Annotated in this window: 14 protein-coding genes; 8 read left to right on the forward strand and 6 right to left on the reverse strand. The window is 76.5% G+C overall.

All coding sequences use genetic code 11. The annotated features are described in order from the left end of the window. Positions 1-67: 67 nt before the first annotated feature. From RNC47_RS04445 to RNC47_RS04455, 3 genes are read left to right on the forward strand one after another with little or no spacing between them, the layout of a single operon-like run. On the forward strand, positions 68-1162 hold the full coding sequence (locus tag RNC47_RS04445; protein ID WP_311595692.1) for a polyprenyl synthetase family protein: 1095 nt from the start codon (positions 68-70) through the stop codon (positions 1160-1162). Beyond that, on the forward strand, positions 1159-1749 hold the full coding sequence (locus RNC47_RS04450) for a hypothetical protein (protein WP_311595693.1): 591 nt from the start codon (positions 1159-1161) through the stop codon (positions 1747-1749). Before RNC47_RS04445 ends, RNC47_RS04450 begins: the two co-directional genes overlap by 4 nt. A 10-nt stretch (positions 1750-1759) precedes the next feature. Continuing rightward, positions 1760-2716, forward strand: coding sequence for a UbiA family prenyltransferase (locus tag RNC47_RS04455; protein WP_311595694.1), 957 nt, complete (start codon positions 1760-1762; stop codon positions 2714-2716). Between the two features lie 6 nt (positions 2717-2722). On the opposite strand, the gene RNC47_RS04460 is transcribed toward RNC47_RS04455, so the two are convergent. After that, complete coding sequence (locus RNC47_RS04460; protein WP_311595695.1) at positions 2723-3052, reverse strand: trypco2 family protein; 330 nt, start codon at positions 3050-3052, stop codon at positions 2723-2725. 74 nt (positions 3053-3126) lie between these two features. Here RNC47_RS04460 and RNC47_RS04465 point away from each other — a divergent pair, with 74 nt between their 5' ends. From RNC47_RS04465 to RNC47_RS04485, 5 genes are read left to right on the forward strand one after another with little or no spacing between them, the layout of a single operon-like run. Continuing rightward, positions 3127-4827 (forward strand): S1 family peptidase, encoded by a 1701-nt coding sequence (locus RNC47_RS04465; RefSeq protein ID WP_311595696.1) that lies wholly within the window; start codon positions 3127-3129, stop codon positions 4825-4827. Next, on the forward strand, positions 4824-7040 hold the full coding sequence (locus RNC47_RS04470) for a serine/threonine-protein kinase (RefSeq protein ID WP_311595697.1): 2217 nt from the start codon (positions 4824-4826) through the stop codon (positions 7038-7040). The genes RNC47_RS04465 and RNC47_RS04470 overlap by 4 nt, the downstream gene beginning before the upstream one ends. A 46-nt stretch (positions 7041-7086) precedes the next feature. After that, positions 7087-8553: a vWA domain-containing protein gene (locus tag RNC47_RS04475; RefSeq protein ID WP_311595698.1), complete on the forward strand. Its 1467-nt coding sequence runs from the start codon at positions 7087-7089 to the stop codon at positions 8551-8553. Then, on the forward strand, positions 8550-9533 hold the full coding sequence (locus RNC47_RS04480) for a hypothetical protein (RefSeq protein ID WP_311595699.1): 984 nt from the start codon (positions 8550-8552) through the stop codon (positions 9531-9533). The genes RNC47_RS04475 and RNC47_RS04480 overlap by 4 nt, the downstream gene beginning before the upstream one ends. After that, on the forward strand, positions 9530-10840 hold the full coding sequence (locus RNC47_RS04485; RefSeq protein WP_311595700.1) for an ABC transporter substrate-binding protein: 1311 nt from the start codon (positions 9530-9532) through the stop codon (positions 10838-10840). The genes RNC47_RS04480 and RNC47_RS04485 overlap by 4 nt, the downstream gene beginning before the upstream one ends. Positions 10841-10856: 16 nt before the next feature. Here the strand turns inward: RNC47_RS04485 and rbsK are convergent, their stop codons facing one another. Genes rbsK through RNC47_RS04510 form a run of 5 tightly spaced genes read right to left on the reverse strand, consistent with a single transcriptional unit; the run spans position 10857 to position 16726 of the window. Beyond that, entirely contained in the window at positions 10857-11771 is a 915-nt protein-coding gene (gene rbsK, locus RNC47_RS04490; RefSeq protein ID WP_311595701.1) for a ribokinase, read from the reverse strand. After that, positions 11768-13150: an ADP-ribosylglycohydrolase family protein gene (locus RNC47_RS04495; RefSeq protein ID WP_311595702.1), complete on the reverse strand. Its 1383-nt coding sequence runs from the start codon at positions 13148-13150 to the stop codon at positions 11768-11770. The genes rbsK and RNC47_RS04495 overlap by 4 nt, the downstream gene beginning before the upstream one ends. Then, complete coding sequence (locus RNC47_RS04500; RefSeq protein ID WP_311595703.1) at positions 13147-14346, reverse strand: ADP-ribosylglycohydrolase family protein; 1200 nt, start codon at positions 14344-14346, stop codon at positions 13147-13149. The genes RNC47_RS04495 and RNC47_RS04500 overlap by 4 nt, the downstream gene beginning before the upstream one ends. Beyond that, positions 14343-15611 carry an ADP-ribosylglycohydrolase family protein gene (locus tag RNC47_RS04505; protein WP_311595704.1) on the reverse strand — a complete coding sequence of 423 codons (1269 nt, stop codon included), beginning with the start codon at positions 15609-15611 and terminating at the stop codon, positions 14343-14345. Before RNC47_RS04505 ends, RNC47_RS04500 begins: the two co-directional genes overlap by 4 nt. Then, positions 15608-16726, reverse strand: coding sequence for an ADP-ribosylglycohydrolase family protein (locus RNC47_RS04510; RefSeq protein ID WP_394814702.1), 1119 nt, complete (start codon positions 16724-16726; stop codon positions 15608-15610). Before RNC47_RS04510 ends, RNC47_RS04505 begins: the two co-directional genes overlap by 4 nt. Positions 16727-16728 lie beyond the last annotated feature (2 nt).

Here is a 16728-nt window from a genome sequence, read left to right on the forward strand (position 1 = left end):
CGTGGAGAACGGCCGGCCCGGTGCGTCGCTTCCCCCAGGCACCGGGCCGGTCATTCAGGATGACCATGTGACTACCTCCGGTTCGCTGCCCCACGACCCGGTCCATGCGGTGCCCCCGCCGACCAGACGCCTGACCCAGGCGGCGCTCCGCGAGGCGGTGGGGCACCTGGACGCCTCCCTTGAGCGGATGTTCGGCTACCACATGGGCTGGTGGGGGGAGCGCGGCGACCCCTGCCCCGAGGCCGCCGAGGGCAAGGCGCTGCGGCCCACCCTGGCCTTCCTCGGCGCTGACGCCGCCGACGTGCCGACCGCCACGGCCGAGCCGGGCGCCGTCGCCGTCGAGCTCATCCACAACTCGACGCTGATCCACGACGACATGATGGACGGCGACACCGTCCGCCGTAACCGGCCGGCGGTCTGGCAGGTCTTCGGCACCGGGCCCGCCATCCTGCTCGGCGACGGACTGCACGCCTGCGCCGTCGCCACCCTGCTGCGCCGCGGCGGCCGGCACGGCCCCGACGCCGTCCGACTGCTCTCCGGCATGCTGATGCGGCTGGTCCGCGGCCAGGCCAGGGACCTCGCGCTGGCCCGCCGCCCCTGGCAGGGACCGGAGACCGTCGCCATCACCGAGTACCGGGCGATGGCCGCCGACAAGACCGCCTCGCTCCTCGGCTGCGCCACCGCCATCGGCGCCCAGCTCGGCGGCGCGTCACCGACCACCCTGCGCACCCTCGTCCAGGCCGGGGAACACCTCGGCCTCGCCTTCCAGTTCGTCGACGACCTGCTCGGCGTCTGGGGCCCGCCGCGCGCCACCGGCAAGCAGACCTCGACCGACCTCGCCAGGGGACAGAAGACCCTTCCGCTGCTCACCGCCGTGGGCTCGGGCACCGACGACGGGGCGCGCCTCGCCGCGATGCTGGAGCGCGGGCTGGCCGACCCGGACGCCATGGCGCACGCCGCGGAGCTCGCCGAACGGGCCGGCGCCAGGGCCGCCACCGAACGCGCGGCCCGGCACCACCTCACCCTCGCCCGACGCGCCTTCGCCTCCCTCGCCCCGCCACCCGAGGCGCGGGACGCCTTCGACGAGCTGGCCACCACCGTCATCGGCCGGGCCGCGCTCGCCGCCGACGCGCCCGGGGAACCCGAGGGCGGCGCGCGATGAGCGGGCGGGCCTGGGCCCACCACCGCACCGGGCCGCCGCCCGGCGCCTTCGACGTCGCCCCCGACGCCGACCCGACCCCGGCCATCGCCCGCTTCGCCTCCCCGCTGACCCGGATACTGCTCAGCAGCGAGGGACTCACCACCACCCTGCTGGCCGCGCTCACCGCCGTCCGCCCCCGGCTGCGTCCCGTGCACCAGGGCCGGCTGCCGGCCGCCGAGGCCGCGCCCGGCGCCGCCGAGCTGCTGCGCGCCGGCGCCCGCACCGAGGTGCTGACCCGGCACTCGCTCAGCCTCGGGCACCAGGACCGGGCGCTGTCCGTGAACCACGTGGTGATCCGCCTCGACCTGCTGCCGCGCCTCGCGGAGCGGCTCAGCGTCTCGGCGCTGCCGCTCGGCGCGGTGCTGTGGGCGATGGGCACCGGGCACCGCCGCACCGTGCTCGCCGCCGGGCACCGGGCCTGGCCGCACGACCCCGAGGTCGGCCCGGGCTGCTTCAAGACCTATGTGCTGTGGCACGACGACGAGCCGCTGGCCGCCGTCACCGAGACGTTCAACCCGGCCGTGGTGCCGGCCGCCACCGGCGAGTGAGGGGGCGGGCGTGTCCGTTCAGCCGAGCACCACGACCCTCCCCGGGGCCTCGGGCGCCGGGCGGGCCGTCTACGGCCTCTTCCGCGGCACCCAGGCCGCGCTCAGCGTCGCACCCCTGCTGCTGGCCGCCCTGCTCGCCGACGACCGGCCGCCACCGGGCCGGCTGGCCCTCGCCCTGGTGGCCGGCGGCGCCGGCGTGCTCGCCATGTTCGCCGCCCACGACCTGCTCGACCTGCGCCACGACCGGCGCCGCCACGACCTCGTCGCGACGCCCGGCACCCGCGACCTCGACGCCGCCGGCGCCCGCCACCCCGTCGCCCAGGGCCGGCTCGGCGTCCCCACCGCCATCGCCCTCACCCTGGGGCTCGGCGGTCTCGCGCTGGCGATCGCCACCGCCCTCAACCCGGTCTGCGCCGCGCTCCTGTTGCTCGCCGCGCTGCTCCAGGCCGGCTACTGCGCGCTGGCCGCCGTCACCCCGTGGAAGGCCCTGCTGTCCGGGGCCATGATCGGGGTCAGCGCGCCCGCCGGCTGGTTCGCGATCACCACGCGGCCCGACTGGCCGCTGCTCGCGCTGCTCGTCAGCTGGCTGGCCGCCTGGGAGATCGGCGGTCGCAACCTCCCCAACGACCTGGCCGATGTGGCGGAGGACACCAGGCTCGGCCTGCGCACCGTCCCCGTGGTGCACGGGACGCGCGCCAGTGTGGCGCTGATCGAGGGCTGCCTCGCCCTCACCACGCTGACCGGCGCCGCGCTGATGGTGGCCGCCTGGCCCACCGCGGGGCCCGTCGGCCTCGCCGGCACCCTGCTGGCCGGCGTCCTCGGCCTCCAACTGCCGGCCAGGCGGCTGCGGCGGCGGCCGAGCCAGCGGGCCGCGCTCGCCCTGTTCACCGGCGCCAGCCTCTACCCGGCCGCCGTGCTGGCCGCCGTCCTCCTCGGCAGCACCACCTGGCCCCTGCCGGGCGCCTGAGCCCGGTCAGCGGTCGTACGGGTCGTCCGGGTCGGTCGCCTCCCGGCCGACCCGCAGCATGCCGCCGGTGCCGTCCTCCGGGCCGAGCTCCACCTGGATCCGGTGCGTGCGGTCCCGGCTGACGCCTCCGCCCACGTCGGCCGTCAGCACCCCGATGCGCAACCCGGCACGGCCGTCCCCGGCCTGATGGACCTGCACCGCGAACTCCAGGCTCACCTGCCGCACCGCGAAGCGCACTCCGTCGTCCACGCCGTCCGCCCTGGCCTGCGCCAACTCCCGGCGCACCTGCCGGATGACCTCCGCGAGACCGACGACTCCCTCACCCGACGCGCTCATCTCCACCCCCGATCGTCCGCTCGTCGCCTCCGGAGTCTACGGCTTGTGCGGGTCTGACCGGTATGCTGCGACCTATGGGGGACAATCCGACAACGTCGTCGAACTCCCCGGGGGATTCGGAGAGTTGGAGAGTCCGGCTACGCCGGCCCGGGGGACGCGTGCTGGGCGCCGGGGTGCTGGTCTCGCCCGACACCGTGCTCACCTGCGCGCACGTCGTGGGCACGCCCGACCGGCCCGTCCTGGTCGACCTGGTCGGCGTGCCGGGGGCCGGGGCCGTGCGGGCCCGGGTGGACGTGGGGAGCTGGGTGCCCGAGCGCGGCGACCACGGTGACCAGGGCTTCGGACCGACCGGCGACCTCGCGCTGTTACGCCTGGAGCGGCCGCGGCCGCCGGGCCACGCCACCAAGCTGCGCAGGCTCTCGCCCAGCTGGGACCGGCGCGTGCGCATGTACGGCTTCCCCGAGGAACTCGACCAGGGCATCTACCTGCGCGGCCGGCTCGCCGGCGGCACCGGCGGCGACGGGCGGGTGCAGATCTTCCCCGAGGAGCCGGCCGAGTGGGTGCGCCCCGGCTTCAGCGGCGCCGGCGTCACCGACCAGCTGACCGGCCAGGTCATCGGGATCGTGGTCAGCGCCTACGTCGGACAGGGCCTGCGGCTGTCGTTCATGATCCCCACCGAGACGGTCATCCACCACCTGCCGGAGGTCGAGCGGTGGACCGACGGGGACTCCGTCGTGGACCGGGCGCTCGTCTCCACGAGCGAGGACCCCCTGGAAGAGCCCGCGTTCGCCACCTGGCTCGCCGACTGGCTGCGCGGCGGGCCCGAGGTCCCGCCCGCCGAGGCCGTCCTCGTCGAACCGGCCGACCGGGCCAGGAGCCTGACGCTGCGCCGCGCGCTCACCCGGGCCGACCGCGAACTGTCCACCACGGGGCGTGCCACCGCCGGCCCACGACCCGAGCCCGGCACCCTCCCGCCCGTCGGCTCGCTCGACCTGGCCGTCGACGCCAGCAGCCAGACCCCGGCCGAGCTCGCCGAACGGGTCTGCCGGCGGATGGGCCTCGACGGCGGCCCGGAGCGCCTGGCCGTCACCGTGCTGCCGCTGACCATCGTCGTGGACGGCGTCGACCGCGCCCCCGAACCGGCCGGCCTCACCGAACTCCTCGAACTCCTCGCGGAGCAGGGCAGCCGGCTGCTGCTCGTCTTCCACGCCGCCGACTCCGAGACCCGCCGCACCGCCGTCGCCGCCCTCCGGCTGCGCCACCGCCTCGGCCCGCTCGCCCGGTGCCTTGACGAGACCGCGCCGCTCGAGGCCAGGCTCCACGAGCGGTACCGGCAGGTCTGCGCCGACCTCCGCCGCGCGACCGACGCCCTGGCCACCGCGCACGCGCTGCGCCGCCTCGTCGCACGGCTGCGCCGGGAGTGCTCGGCCCCCGGTCGCACGGCCGCCGGACTCGACCGGCTGCACGGGGAGTTGGACAGCTACGAGGGGGAGGCCCGGAAGGCCGCGGCCCGCATCGAGGAGGCCGTGACCAGGCTCGACGCCCTCGTCGTCCGGCGGGCCGAGTTACGCGGCCGGCTCGGCGCGGCCCAGGCCAGGGCGCGCGCCGTGCGCGACGGGGAGGACCTGGCCCTCGCCCACGCCTACGCGGTCGCCCACGAGCTGCTGTGGCGGGCGCCCTGTGACGTGCCGGCCGCGGAGCGGGCCGTCGCGGACTACATCCTCGCCGTCACCCGACGCCCGGACGAGCCGGCGGCGGGGGTGTCGACGCCATGACCGCCTGCGACCGGCCGCCCTGCGACGGCACCGTGACCGCCACCGGCTACTGCGACACCTGCGGCCGGCGCCCCGCGGCGTCGACGGCCGGGGCCACACCGCCGAGCCCGTCACCCCCCACGTCGGACCGGACAGCCGACGTGCCGTCCCGGGCGTCCGCCGTGCTGTCCACCGCGGGCGGCGGCGAGATGTCCCTGCCGGACGTCTCCGTGCTCGACCCGTCCGAGCTGGTCGACGACAACCCCCGCCCGCCCAAGGACGGCCGGCGCTGCGGCAAGGACGGCTGCGACGAGACGATCGGCGTCGGCTTCGGCGGCCAGCCGGCCAGGCCGAGCGGCTACTGCCCGCGCGGGCACCCCTACTCCTTCGAACCCCGGCTCCACCGCGGCGACCTGCTGGGCGGCCAGTACCGCGTCGAGGGCCCCGTCGCGCACGGCGGTCTCGGCTGGATCTACCTCGCCAGGGACACCCAGCTCGACGACCGTCCCGTCGCCCTCAAGGGCCTGATCAACGCCAACGACCCCACCGCGCTCAGCGTCGCCGAGGCCGAACGCCGTTACCTCACCGCCCTGGACCACCCCGACATCGTCCGCATCATCAACGTCGTCACCTGGCGGGACACCGGCTACCTGGTGATGGAGTTCGTCGGCGGACGCTCCCTCAGGGAACTCGTGACCCGCCGGGGCCAGGAGCGGGTGCTCGGCGGCCCGCTGCGCCTGGAACACGTCGCCGCCTACGGCTGCCGCATCCTCGACGCCCTCGACTACCTGCACAGCCGCGGCCTGCTCTACTGCGACATGAAGCCGGACAACGTCATACACCACGGCGACCGGATCAAGATCATCGACCTGGGCGGCGTCCGCCGCATCGACGACCACGTCTCGAACATCGTGCGCACCCGCCCCTACCTGCCGGACGAGGAGCTGTACCACGACTCCGAGCCGGCCGAGGAGCACGGGGAGCGCCGCCCCCGGGTCACCAAGCTCTCCGACCTGTACACCGTGGCCGTCACCCTGAGCGAGCTGGTGGAGGCCGCCGTGCCGGGGCCGCCGGTCGCGCAGGACTCGTTCCGCCGGCTGCTGGACCGCGCCACCGCCGTCGAAACGGGCGCCAGGTTCGCCACCGCCGCCGAGATGTCCACCCAACTGCGGGGCGTCTGGCGCGAGATCCACTCCCTCAGCACCGGCGTGCCGCACATCGCCCGGTCCACCGTGTTCTCCCCGGGCGCCGACCCGCTGGACGCCGGCCTCGGCGCCGTGCCACCGCCGGACCACGAGGCGTCGGAACCCGACCTCGCGCCACCGGCTCCGGAACACGTCGCCCTCCGGCTGCCCGTGCCCATTCCGCACCCCGACGCCCCCGCCGCCGCGCGTGAGCTGCTCACCTGCGCCACCTCCCTCGCCCTCGGCGACCTGGACGCGGCGGAGGAGGGGCTGCTGCGGGCCTGCCGACTGCTCGGGCCCGCCATCGCCCGACACGACTGGCGGATAGCCTGGCACCGCGGGCTGCTCCTGCTGGCCAGGGGCGACGTCCAGGACGACGGCGCCATCCAGCGGCTGCTCGGCATCTCGCCCGGGGCCAGACCACGAGCCAGGGACTGGTTCGAGGCCGTCTGTGACGCGCTGCCAGGCGAGCCGGCGCCCAAGCTCGCCCTCGGCTACTGCGCCGAGCGCGCCGGCGAGCCCGAGGTCGCGGCGCGCCGCTACGAGGCGGTCTGGCTGCGCGACCCGTCCGACGGCGCCGCCACCTTCGGCCTCGCCAGGGCCCGGCTCGCCGCCGACGACCGGGCCGGCGCCCTCGCCGTCCTCGACCAGGTCCCGCCCCACGCGCCGCACCATCGTGCGGCCCGGCTCGCCGCTGTCCGCGTGCGGGCCGGTTGGCGTGGCGAACGCCCCCCGACCGCGGAGGAGTTCCGACACGCCCAGGAACTCGCCGGCCAGCTGACGCTGGACGGCGGCAGAACCGAGGGCCAGGAACGCGCGCGGTTGGCCGCCGAGATCAGGGCGTCGGCGCTGCGCGCGCTCGGTGTGGGCGCCCTGGCGCCCGACGAGCTCGCCCCGGGGCCCCTCTTCGGCGACCCACCCGGCGAACGCCGGCTACGGAAACTGCTGGAGGCTTCCCTCCGGGAGATCGCCGAGGGGGCCAGGACCCGCGAGGAGCACGCGGCGCTGATCGACCGCGCCAACCGGGTCCGACCGTGGACCCGGTTCTGAGCGCACGACACCGGCAGGAGGCACCACAGGGACAGGGGGAACGACGATGACCGACCGGAACGGCGAACCCGCCGTCACGCTCACCGTCCACCAGGACGAGGAACTCGCCGTCAGCGCCGCGAAGTCGGGCGTGCACGGCTTCCTCAGCGTCCGGGTCAGCGGCGTCGACCCCGCCGCGCACGGCGGCCCGCCGGCCAGCGAGGTGATCGTGATCGACTGCTCCGGCTCCATGGCGACCCCGAGCAGCAAGATCGCCTCCGCCCGCGAGGCCGGAATCGCCGCGGTCCAGGCGCTGCGCGACGGCACCAGGTTCGCCGTCGTCGCCGGCACCCACCAGGCCCGCATGGTGTACCCGTTCGACGGCCGGCTGGAGATCGCCGACCACGACTCCAAGGCCCAGGCCGCCGACCAGATCCGCTACCTGTACCCCAACGGCGGCACCGCCATCGGCGCCTGGCTCAGGCTCACCCGCCGCCTGATCACCGACGGGGAGCGGACGCGGGGCGGCTCCCCGGGACACCGGCACGCCCTGCTGCTCACCGACGGCTGGAACGAGCACCACGCCGAGCTGCTGGCCCCCGAACTCGACGCCTGCCGGGGCCTGTTCGTCTGCGACGCGCGAGGCATAGGCGACGGCTGGAACGCCAGGGAGCTGGCGGAGATCGCCAACCGGCTGCACGGAACCGCCAGGGCGGTGCTCACCGACGCCGAACTACGGGCCGAGTTCGAGGAGATGGTGCGGGCCTCCATGACCCGCACCCTGTCCGGGGTCACCATCCGCCTGACCCCCATGCCCGGCGTCACCATCCGCTTCCTCAAGCAGGTGCACCCGGTGGAACACGACCTCACCGACGGCGGCCGCCCCGCGAGCGGCAGCACCGTCGAGTACCCCACCCTGGCGTGGCAGGACGGGGAGGAACGCTTCTACCACGTCTGCCTGGACGCCGATCCCACCGGGCGGCCGCACTTCGAGGACCTGCAGATCGGCTACGCCGAGGTGGCGCTCGCCACGGCGCCCGCCGCCGGCTCCGAACCGAAGGCGATCGTCGTCCGCTGGCTGCCCGGCGACGCCCAACCCACCAGACGCAGCGCCGTCAGTGAACACTACGGGCTCTGGGGCGACTACGGCCGGGCCGTCGCCGACGCCTTCGACGCCCACCAGGCCGGCGACCTGCCCACCGCCCAGGCCAGGCTGGGCACCGCCGTCCGCATCGCCCACCGGCTGGCCGACGCCGACAAGCTGCGACTGCTCGCCGAGATCGTCGAGATCGGCGACGCCGCCACGGGCCGGGTCACCCTCCGGGGCTCCTTCGACCAGCGCCTCCTCGGGCAGCTCCTGATGACCCGCAGCCACACCACGCTCGTCCCCGGCGCCGTCCCCGAGGGACCGCCCGGCGAGCCGCGCCGCTGCTCCCGGCCCGACTGCGACGCGCTCTCGGCGCCGCACGCCGAGTTCTGCGTCGACTGCGGCCACCCGCTGCCGCCCCCCGCCGCCGGCAGGGAGCCGGCATGAGCGACACCCGCCGGGCGCTGCTGCGCCGGCTCACCCTGTTGATCGCGCTCACCCTCGCCACCGTGCTCGCGCTGTTCACCGCCTACGCCGGCGTGCACCGCGACGCCGGGGCCGTCAGGCACGGCACCGCCCCCGCCGTCCTCGACATCACCACCGCGCAGGACGCGCTGCGCCTGGCCAACGCGGCGGCCAGGGACGCCCTGGAGTCCGGTCAGGACACGCTCGTCGGCGCCGGCGGCGGCTACCGGATCCAACTGGCCGTCGCCAACCAGAGTCTGGCCGGCGCCGCCGAGGGCGACGTGGCGGGCGACGCCGGGCTACGGGTCCTGCAGACCGTCAGCGGCCTCATCGTCGCCTACTCGGGGTGGATCGAGCGGGCCGCCGCGGCGGACGAGGACGCCGAACTGCGCGGTGCCTACCTGCACTACGCCGACACCATGCTCAACCGGGAGGACAGCGGCATCCTCGCGCGCCTCGACCGGCTCCAGACCGAACAGCGCGCCGAGTTGGCCGCGCAGACCGTCTTCGACTGGCCGGAGCTGCTCGCCTGGGGTGCGGCGCTGCTGAGCTCCGCCCTGCTCCTCGGCTTCCTGGTGGAGACCCAGCGTTTCCTGCGCCGCCGGTTCCGGCGTCGACACAACCCATGGCTGCTCGGCGCCGTCCTCGCGTTGCTCGCGGCCTGCGCGCTGCTCGTCCTCGCCACCGTCCAGACCCAGCGCGCCAAGGACGAGTCCCGCCGCGACCTCGCCGAGACCGTGGCCATCTGGCAGGCGGTCGCCGGCGGCGCGGCGACGGGCGAGGGAGAGGACGTCGCCCGATCCATCCGTAGCACGGCGGAGGAGGTCGAGACGGAGATGCGGGACACCGGCTGGCGGGTCGGGATCGTCGGCTGGGTGCCGGCGCTCGCGCCCGTGCTCGCCACCCTGATCGTGTGCGGCTTGGCGCCGCGCCTCGCCGAGTACCGGTTCAGGGCGCGATGAGGGGCCCGCGCGTCGCCGCCGCCGCGGCCCTCGTCCTGGCCCTGCTCGTGGCCGCCCACGGCGTGGTCGACCGGGTGGGCAGGTCCGCCTCCTCGGCCGGCACCGTCACCGTGTTCGCCTCCTGGACCGGCTGGGAGGCCAGGGCGTTCGAGGCCGTGCTGGCCGAGTTCACCGAGGACACCGGCATCGACGTCGAGTACCAGGGCACCACCGCCCAGCGCGAGGTGCTGATGTCCCAGGTGCGGTCGGGCTCGCCGCCCGACGTGGCGATCCTCTCCAGCCCGGGCGAGCTGGCCGAGTACGCCGGCCGCGGCGAGGCGTTCCCGCTCGACGAGGCGCTCGGCGAGCAGCGGTCCGCCTACGACGCGCCCTGGCTCGCGCCCGTCGCCGGCGGCACCGAGACCTACTGGGTGCCGGTCAAGATCGACCTCAAGAGCGTCGTCTGGTACGACCCGGCACGCCACCCGGAGCCCGCGGACGTCGCGGCGCTCGCCGGCGACGGCGACTCCTGGTGCGTCGGGATGGGCTCGGACGCCACCTCCGGCTGGCCCGGCACCGACTGGGTGGAGGACCTGCTGCTCCAGACGGCGGGACCCGACGCCTACGAGGCATGGGCCACCGGAGCCCCCGGCAGCTGGACGACCCCCGAGATGGCCGCCGCCTGGCGCGGCGTCGCCGAGGTCCTCACCGGCCGGGGCTCCGACCGCGCCACCGAGTCCCTGACCCGCGACCACGGCCCGGCGTCCCGTGAGCTGTTCGCCGACCCGCCGGGCTGCGCGCTCGACCACCAGTCGTCGTTCATCCGCGCCGAGTACGGCGCGGCGGCCCCCGGCGGCGGCGTGCCGCCGGGGGCGTTCCTGCCCTCGTCCAGCGTGCTGCCCGGCACCGCAGGGGAGCAGCGCGGCTGGGAGGTGGCCGGGGACTTCGCCGGCATGTTCCGCGACACGCCGCAGGCGCGACGGCTCGTCGGCTACCTGGCATCAGCCGAGGCCCAGCGGCTGTGGGCCGGCGCGATGCCCGACGACATGCCGAGCCCCATGTTCGCCAACGCGCGGGTGGGCGAGGACGTCTACGCGGGCGACGCGGCCGGCGCCGAGATCGCCCGAATCCTGCGGGGCCCCGGGCCGCACTGCCTCGACGCCTCGGACGCCATGCCGCCGCCCGTGCGGGACGCCTTCCAGCACGCCGTGCTGCGCCTGCTCGCCGAGCCGACCGAGCCGCCCGACGAACTCCTCGCCGACCTGGAGCGGGTCAGCGCGACCGTGACCGAGGACGGCGCGGCCTGGCCGTCCTCGGTCTGCGGCTGACCCGGCCGCCCCGGCCTCAGCCGGCGGCGACGTCGATCTCCTTCCGGCACGGCATCGACGAGGAGGCGCCCGGGCGGGTCACCGACAGGCCGGCCGCCGCCGAGGCCCACGCCAGCGCCGCCGCCATCGGCCGGCCCTCGCCGCGCGCCACGGCCAGGGCGCCGACGAAGGTGTCGCCGGCGGCCGTGGTGTCCACCGCGCGCACCCGGGTAGCCGGCACGCGCACCGGCTCCGCGCCGCGGGCCAGGAACAGGCTGCCGGCCTCGCCGAGGGTGACGACCACCTCCGGCACCCGCTCCAGCAGCGCGGCGGCCGCCCGGTGCGGGTCCCGGTGCCCGGTCAGCGCCGCCGCCTCGTGCTCGTTGGGCACCAACAGGTCGGTCAGTTCGAGCAGTTCGTCCGGCAGCTCACGGGCCGGCGCCGGGGTGAGCACCGTCCGCACCCCGTGCGCCCTGGCCGCCCTGGCCCCGGCCAGCACGCCCGCCATGGGCAGTTCCAACTGGAGCAGCAGCGCGTCGGCGGCCGCCACCCGCGCCTCGTCGCCGGGTGCGAGACCGGTCACCGTGCCGTTGGCGCCCGGCACCACCACGATGGAGTTGCCGCCCTCGTCGTCCACCACGATGTGCGCGGTGCCGCTCGGTCCCGGCACGGTCCGCAGGCCGGCCGTGTCCACCCCCGAGTCGGCGAGCGCGGCGCGCAGCCGGGGGCCGAAGTCGTCGTCGCCGACCGCGCCGATCATGGTCACCCGGCCGCCGGAACGGGCCGCCGCGATGGCCTGGTTGGTGCCCTTGCCGCCCGGCACGGTGCGGAACTCGCGCCCCGAGACGGTCTCGCCGCGCCGGGGCGCGACCGGCACGTAGGCGACCAGGTCCATGTTGGTCGAACCCAGCACGGCGATCGCGGGGGCCGGGACCTCGGTGGGGTGGCTCATGCGACGACCTCCAGGGTGAGCGCCGCCAGCTCGTCGAACCCTATGCCGTCGAAACCGGCGATCGAGGTGGCGAGCCGGTTCTTCAGCGGCGCCGTCCACCGGGCGGGCAGCGCCTCCGGCGCGCCGGCCAGCAGCCCGGCCAGCGAGCCGGCCGTCGCACCGTTGCTGTCGGTGTCCCAACCGCCGGACACCGCCCGGCACACGGACGCCGTGAAGTCGCCGTCCGCGTGGGTGAGCGCGGCGGCGAGCAGCGCCGCGTTGGGCAGCACATGCACCCAGTGGTGGTCGCCGTAGCGGGCGTGCAGCCGGTCCACCACGGCGTCGAAGTCGGCGGCCGCCGGCAGCTCACGGGCCGTCGCCACGCCGAACCGGACGGCCTCGGCCAGCCGGGACTCCGCCGGCACCACGGCGAGCCCGGCGCGCAGACAGCCGTGCACGTCCACGCCGCCGCCGGCCGCCGCGGCGATCGCGGCCGCCGCGAACATCGCGCCGTAGACGCCGTTCGCCGAGTGGCTCAGCACCGCGTCCCGGTAGGCGAGTTCGGCGGCCCCGGCCGGGTCGCCAGGATGCGTGTACCCGTAGACGTCGGCCCTGATCAGGGCGCCGATCCACTCCCGGAACGGGTTGTGGTGGGTGGCGGTGGCCGGCGGCTCCCACCCGGCCAGCAGGTTGCGGTAGGCGACCCGCTCGGCGGTGAAGGTGCGGCCGGCGGGCAGTTCGTCGAGCCAGAGCCCCGCCACGTCGGCCGTGTCGAAGCCGTGGCCGTGCCGGTGCAGCAACAGCAGCCCGAGCAGCGGGTAGTTGAGGTCGTCGTCCTCCGGGGCGCCGTCGATGTTCTCGGCCAGCGAGTTGGCCGCCGAGCGGCGGTTCCACGGGTGGGCGGCGGCCAGCTCGGCGGGCAGCCCGCGCGCCGTGAACCAGGTGTCGAGCGGCCAGTTGCCGGTCGCCCGGCCGATGGCCCGGATCGCGGCCAGCGGCAGCTTCTCCACCGGCTTGCCCAGCACACAGCCGACCGCCCGGCCCAGCCAGCCGGCGTGCAGCCGGGTCTCCAGCGCCACCCGGTCGAGCGGCGGCCGGGCCCCGGGGGCCGGCCAGTCGGGGCAGGCGGCCCTGATGGCCGCCAGCCCCGCCGGCTCCCGGTCGGCCGACGGCGTCGGCAGCCAGGCCAGTTCGTCGAGCAGCCGCTCCGCGAGCCGGCGCAGCGCCGGATCCTGGGGCCCCGCCGAGGCCCCGGCGCGCTCGGGCGCCGGCCGGCCGCCGGCGGCCAGCCAGCGCCGCTCGACCGCCGAGGCGTCCCGCCCGTCCTGGGCGGCCTGCCGCAGCTCGTGCCCGAGCAGGTCCTCCGGCCGCACCCATGTCAACCGCAGCTCCCCGCTCATGGCCGCACCCCCGAGATGGCGGCGAACAGCTCCTCGTGGGCCCGCCGCCGCGTCACGTCCCGCGCGAACACCTCGCGTGCCACGGCGGACAGCGCCTCGGCCGGCGCCCGCAGGTCGAGCCGGCTGGCCCTGGCCACCTCGCCGCTCCACTCCTCCGGCACCGCGTCCTCGCCGTGCAGCGCGCCCACGACGGCGCCCGCCATGGTGGCGATGGAGTCGCAGTCCCGGCCGTAGTTGACCGCGCCGAGCACCGTGTGCCGGAAGTCGCCCCGGCCCACCAGCAGCATGCCGAGCGCGATCGGCAGCTCCTCGATGGCGTGCAGCCTGGACGGCCTGCGGGCGCCGAGCGAGGGCTTGCGGTAGTCGGCGCCCACCGTGTCGAACGGCGACACGGCCGCCCGCAGCGGGCCGAGCGCCGCCTCGAAGTCGTCGAAGCCCGACGCCACCTCGCACACCGCCTCGATCGCCGCGCGGGTGCCGTCCTTCGCCAGCGACAGCGCCTCACCCACCACCGACTCCGGCGTGGCGCCCGGCTTGAACGCGGCCGCCACCGCCGCGGCGAACACCCCGGCCGCCTCCCGCCCGTAGGACGACTGGTGCGCGCCGGCCACGTCGAGCGCCTCCGCGTAGGCACTGGCCGGGTTGCCGGCGTTGACCACGCCCACCGGCGCCATGTACATCGCGGCGCCGCAGTTGACGATGTTGCCCACCCCGGCCTCGCGCGGGTCCACGTGGCCGTAGTGGATCCGGGCCACGATCCACTTCTCGGCCAGGAAGATCCGCTGCAACGGCAGCGCCTCGGCGTCGAGTTCCGGGATCCAGCGCGGGGTGGTGATGAGGTCGGGCACCAGGTGGTCGGCGACCGCGTACGCGTCCAGGTGGTCGCGCACCTTCTCGTAGACCCGCACCAGGGCGTGCGTCATCAGCGTGTCGTCGGTGACGTGCCCGTCGCCCTTGTGGTACGGGGCGATGGGGCGGGCGGTGCGCCACTGGTCCCGGTGGAACGGCTCGACGATGCCCCGCACCCGGCCGCCGTGCCGCTCGACGATGGCCTCGGGCGTCCAGCCCTCGACCGGGCCGCCGAGCGCGTCGCCGACCGCGGCGCCCACCAGGGCGCCCACGGTGCGGCTCTCCAGGGAGAGGTGGGGTCGGTCGGAGAGTGCGGAAGGGCTGGACGAAGGGGTGGCAGAGGTCATGTGGTCGATCCCTTCTGGCGGGCAGAGCTCTCCACGGCCGCGGCGCGGCCGGGAGCGGGGGTGAGGTCGGGTTCCCGGGGGAGCGAGGAAACGGGGCAAGGGGACGCCGGCCGCCCGGCGAACGGCGTCGCGGCGAGCCGCGCGGCCAGCTCCACCAGATCGGTGCCGGCGAGCCTCGGCAGGGCGCAGCCGGGCAGCGTCCGGCAGGCCGCGCGCCAACTGGCGGGCAACGCCCCGGCGCCCGAGACGGCCCCGGTCAGCGCGCCCGCCAGGGCCGGCGCCGAGTCCGCCACCCGGGACAGGCAGGCCGCCGTCGGCACCGCCTCGCTGACCGCGCCGCCGGCCGCGATGGCCACCGCGAGGGCGACGGGCACCGTCTCGGCCGCGGCGATGCCGTAGCTGTAGACGTGGTCGACGATCTCGTGCTCCAGGACCGGCACCAGCGCGAACGCGGTGCCGGCCGGGCCCGGCGCGGCGGCCACCGCGGACCTGGCGAGGCCGACGGCGTGCAGCGCGTTGCGGCGGATCTCGGTGCCCTCGGGCAACTGCCGCAGCGCCGCGTCCACGCAGGAGTCCACCGGGGCGCCGGCCAGCGCCACGGCCGTCGCCGCCGCCATCGCCCGGGCACCGTGCACCCCGTCGCCGTCCTGCGTGTAGCGGGCGTCGAACTCGGCCAGGGTGGCGGCCGCCTCCGGATCGCCCGGGTGGGCCACGGCCAGCACGGCGGCCCGGACGCAGGCCGCGTCGTCGAAGTAGTGCGGGTTGTCGTGGCCGGTGGCCGGCGGCCGGAGCCCGGCCGCCAGGTTCCCCAGGCCGGCCCGCACCGAGATCCTGGCCCGCAGCGGGATGCGCGCCGACTCGATCTCGTCGGCCTGCTCGGCCGCCGCCGCGACCTCGTCGGCCAACGCCGTCCAGGCCAGCGCCAGCGCCGAGCGCACCCGGCCGCCGATCTCCTCCGGCGCTCCGCCGCCGCTGGCCGCGGAGAGCAGGGAGAGCGCCGTGAACGCCGCCCACTCGGCGTCGTCCGAGGGGCCGAGCCGCAGCGGCTCCGGCGGCTGGTTGAGCGCTATGGGCACCGGCAGCGTGGTGGTCGCGTTCTGCTCGGCGAAGGTGTCGAGCTCCCTGGTGAGCCGCCTGGTCCACTCGGGGAGCCGGGCGGCCCGGTGTCGGCCGGAGGGCCAGCCGGCGGCGTCGCCGGCGGCGATCCCCAGCAGCAGGCCCTCGATCCGGCGGCCCACGGACTCCACCGCGCGGGGCTCGGTCATCGCGCCGCCTCGGCGAGGCCGTTCGGCGGTCCGGTCCGCGTCGGCGCCAGGCGGTCGGCGACGTCGAGCACGTGGCGGCCGGCCATCGACGGCAGGCAACTGCCGCGCACCGGGCCGATGGCCGCCGCCCAGTCGGCGGGGATGGCCGCCTCGCCGCGCAGCGCCCCGCACAGCGCCCCGGCCACCGCGGCCGTGGTGTCCGCGTCCCGGCCCATGTTGACGGCCGTCTCGACCGCCCGCGCGAAGTCGCCGCGGGCCGCGTCGAACGCGCCGAAGGCCAGGCCGACCGCCTCCGGAGCCAGGTCGGTCCACGGGTAGCCGCCGATCACGGTGGCCGACCTGACGGCCCGCTCGACGGACAGCTGGCTGGCCGTCGGGTCGCGCCGCGCCCGCCGGGCCGCCGTCACCGCGCGCTGCAGCGAACGCGCCGTCCACGAGTCGTCGGGCACCACCGAGAGCGCCGCGAGCACCACCACGTCCGGGCTGTGGCTCACCATGGCCGCCGCCACCCCGGCCGCCACCGCCTGCCCGCCGTAGATGCCCTCGCCGTCGTGCGAGACCGTGCCGTCGATCGCCACCAGCCGGGCCGCCTCGGCCGGCCGGCCGGCCGCGAACACCCCGAACGGCGCCGCCCGCATCGCCAGACCGTCGCTCCAGGCGTGCCGGTGCTGCGCCGAGATGGGCGCGGCGAGACCCCGGCGCAGGTTCTCCAGCGTGCCGCGCTCGCTGAACCCGGCGCCCCGGAACGGGCCCTCGTCCAGGTCGGCGATCCACTCGTGCCACGCCGACTCGACGTGCTCGACGGTCAGCTCCGAGCCGTGCTCGGCGAGCAGCAGCCCGGAGAAGATCGCGTACTCGGTGTCGTCCGTGCCCGCCGGGTCGTCGGAGACGAACCCCACGATGCGCCCCCAACGCTCCCTGATCTGGGAGGGCTTGAGGTTCTCCGCCGGCGCGCCGAGCGCGTCGCCGACGGCGAGGCCCAGCATGGCGCCCCGGGCGCGGTCCCGCGGCACGACGGCGGCCGGCGGCGGCTGCTCTGGCACGGCCCGCAGCCGGCGCGGGGCCGGTCGCGCGGCCGGGTCCGGTTCCGGGGCGGTCATGGGGGTGGCGCTCATGG

This window comes from Streptomyces millisiae (assembly GCF_031845425.1).
GTDB lineage: Bacteria > Actinomycetota > Actinomycetes > Streptomycetales > Streptomycetaceae > Streptomyces > Streptomyces millisiae.

Coding starts and splice junctions, on each gene's coding strand:
- RNC47_RS04475 (WP_311595698.1), top strand. CDS start 7,087: ATGACCGACCGGAACGGCGAACCCGCCGTCACGCTCACCGTCCACCAG.
- rbsK (WP_311595701.1), bottom strand. CDS start 11,771: ATGAGCCACCCCACCGAGGTCCCGGCCCCCGCGATCGCCGTGCTGGGT.
- RNC47_RS04485 (WP_311595700.1), top strand. CDS start 9,530: ATGAGGGGCCCGCGCGTCGCCGCCGCCGCGGCCCTCGTCCTGGCCCTG.
- RNC47_RS04465 (WP_311595696.1), top strand. CDS start 3,127: ATGGGGGACAATCCGACAACGTCGTCGAACTCCCCGGGGGATTCGGAG.
- RNC47_RS04450 (WP_311595693.1), top strand. CDS start 1,159: ATGAGCGGGCGGGCCTGGGCCCACCACCGCACCGGGCCGCCGCCCGGC.
- RNC47_RS04470 (WP_311595697.1), top strand. CDS start 4,824: ATGACCGCCTGCGACCGGCCGCCCTGCGACGGCACCGTGACCGCCACC.
- RNC47_RS04460 (WP_311595695.1), bottom strand. CDS start 3,052: ATGAGCGCGTCGGGTGAGGGAGTCGTCGGTCTCGCGGAGGTCATCCGG.
- RNC47_RS04505 (WP_311595704.1), bottom strand. CDS start 15,611: ATGACCGAGCCCCGCGCGGTGGAGTCCGTGGGCCGCCGGATCGAGGGC.
- RNC47_RS04500 (WP_311595703.1), bottom strand. CDS start 14,346: ATGACCTCTGCCACCCCTTCGTCCAGCCCTTCCGCACTCTCCGACCGA.
- RNC47_RS04480 (WP_311595699.1), top strand. CDS start 8,550: ATGAGCGACACCCGCCGGGCGCTGCTGCGCCGGCTCACCCTGTTGATC.
- RNC47_RS04510 (WP_394814702.1), bottom strand. CDS start 16,726: ATGAGCGCCACCCCCATGACCGCCCCGGAACCGGACCCGGCCGCGCGA.
- RNC47_RS04495 (WP_311595702.1), bottom strand. CDS start 13,150: ATGAGCGGGGAGCTGCGGTTGACATGGGTGCGGCCGGAGGACCTGCTC.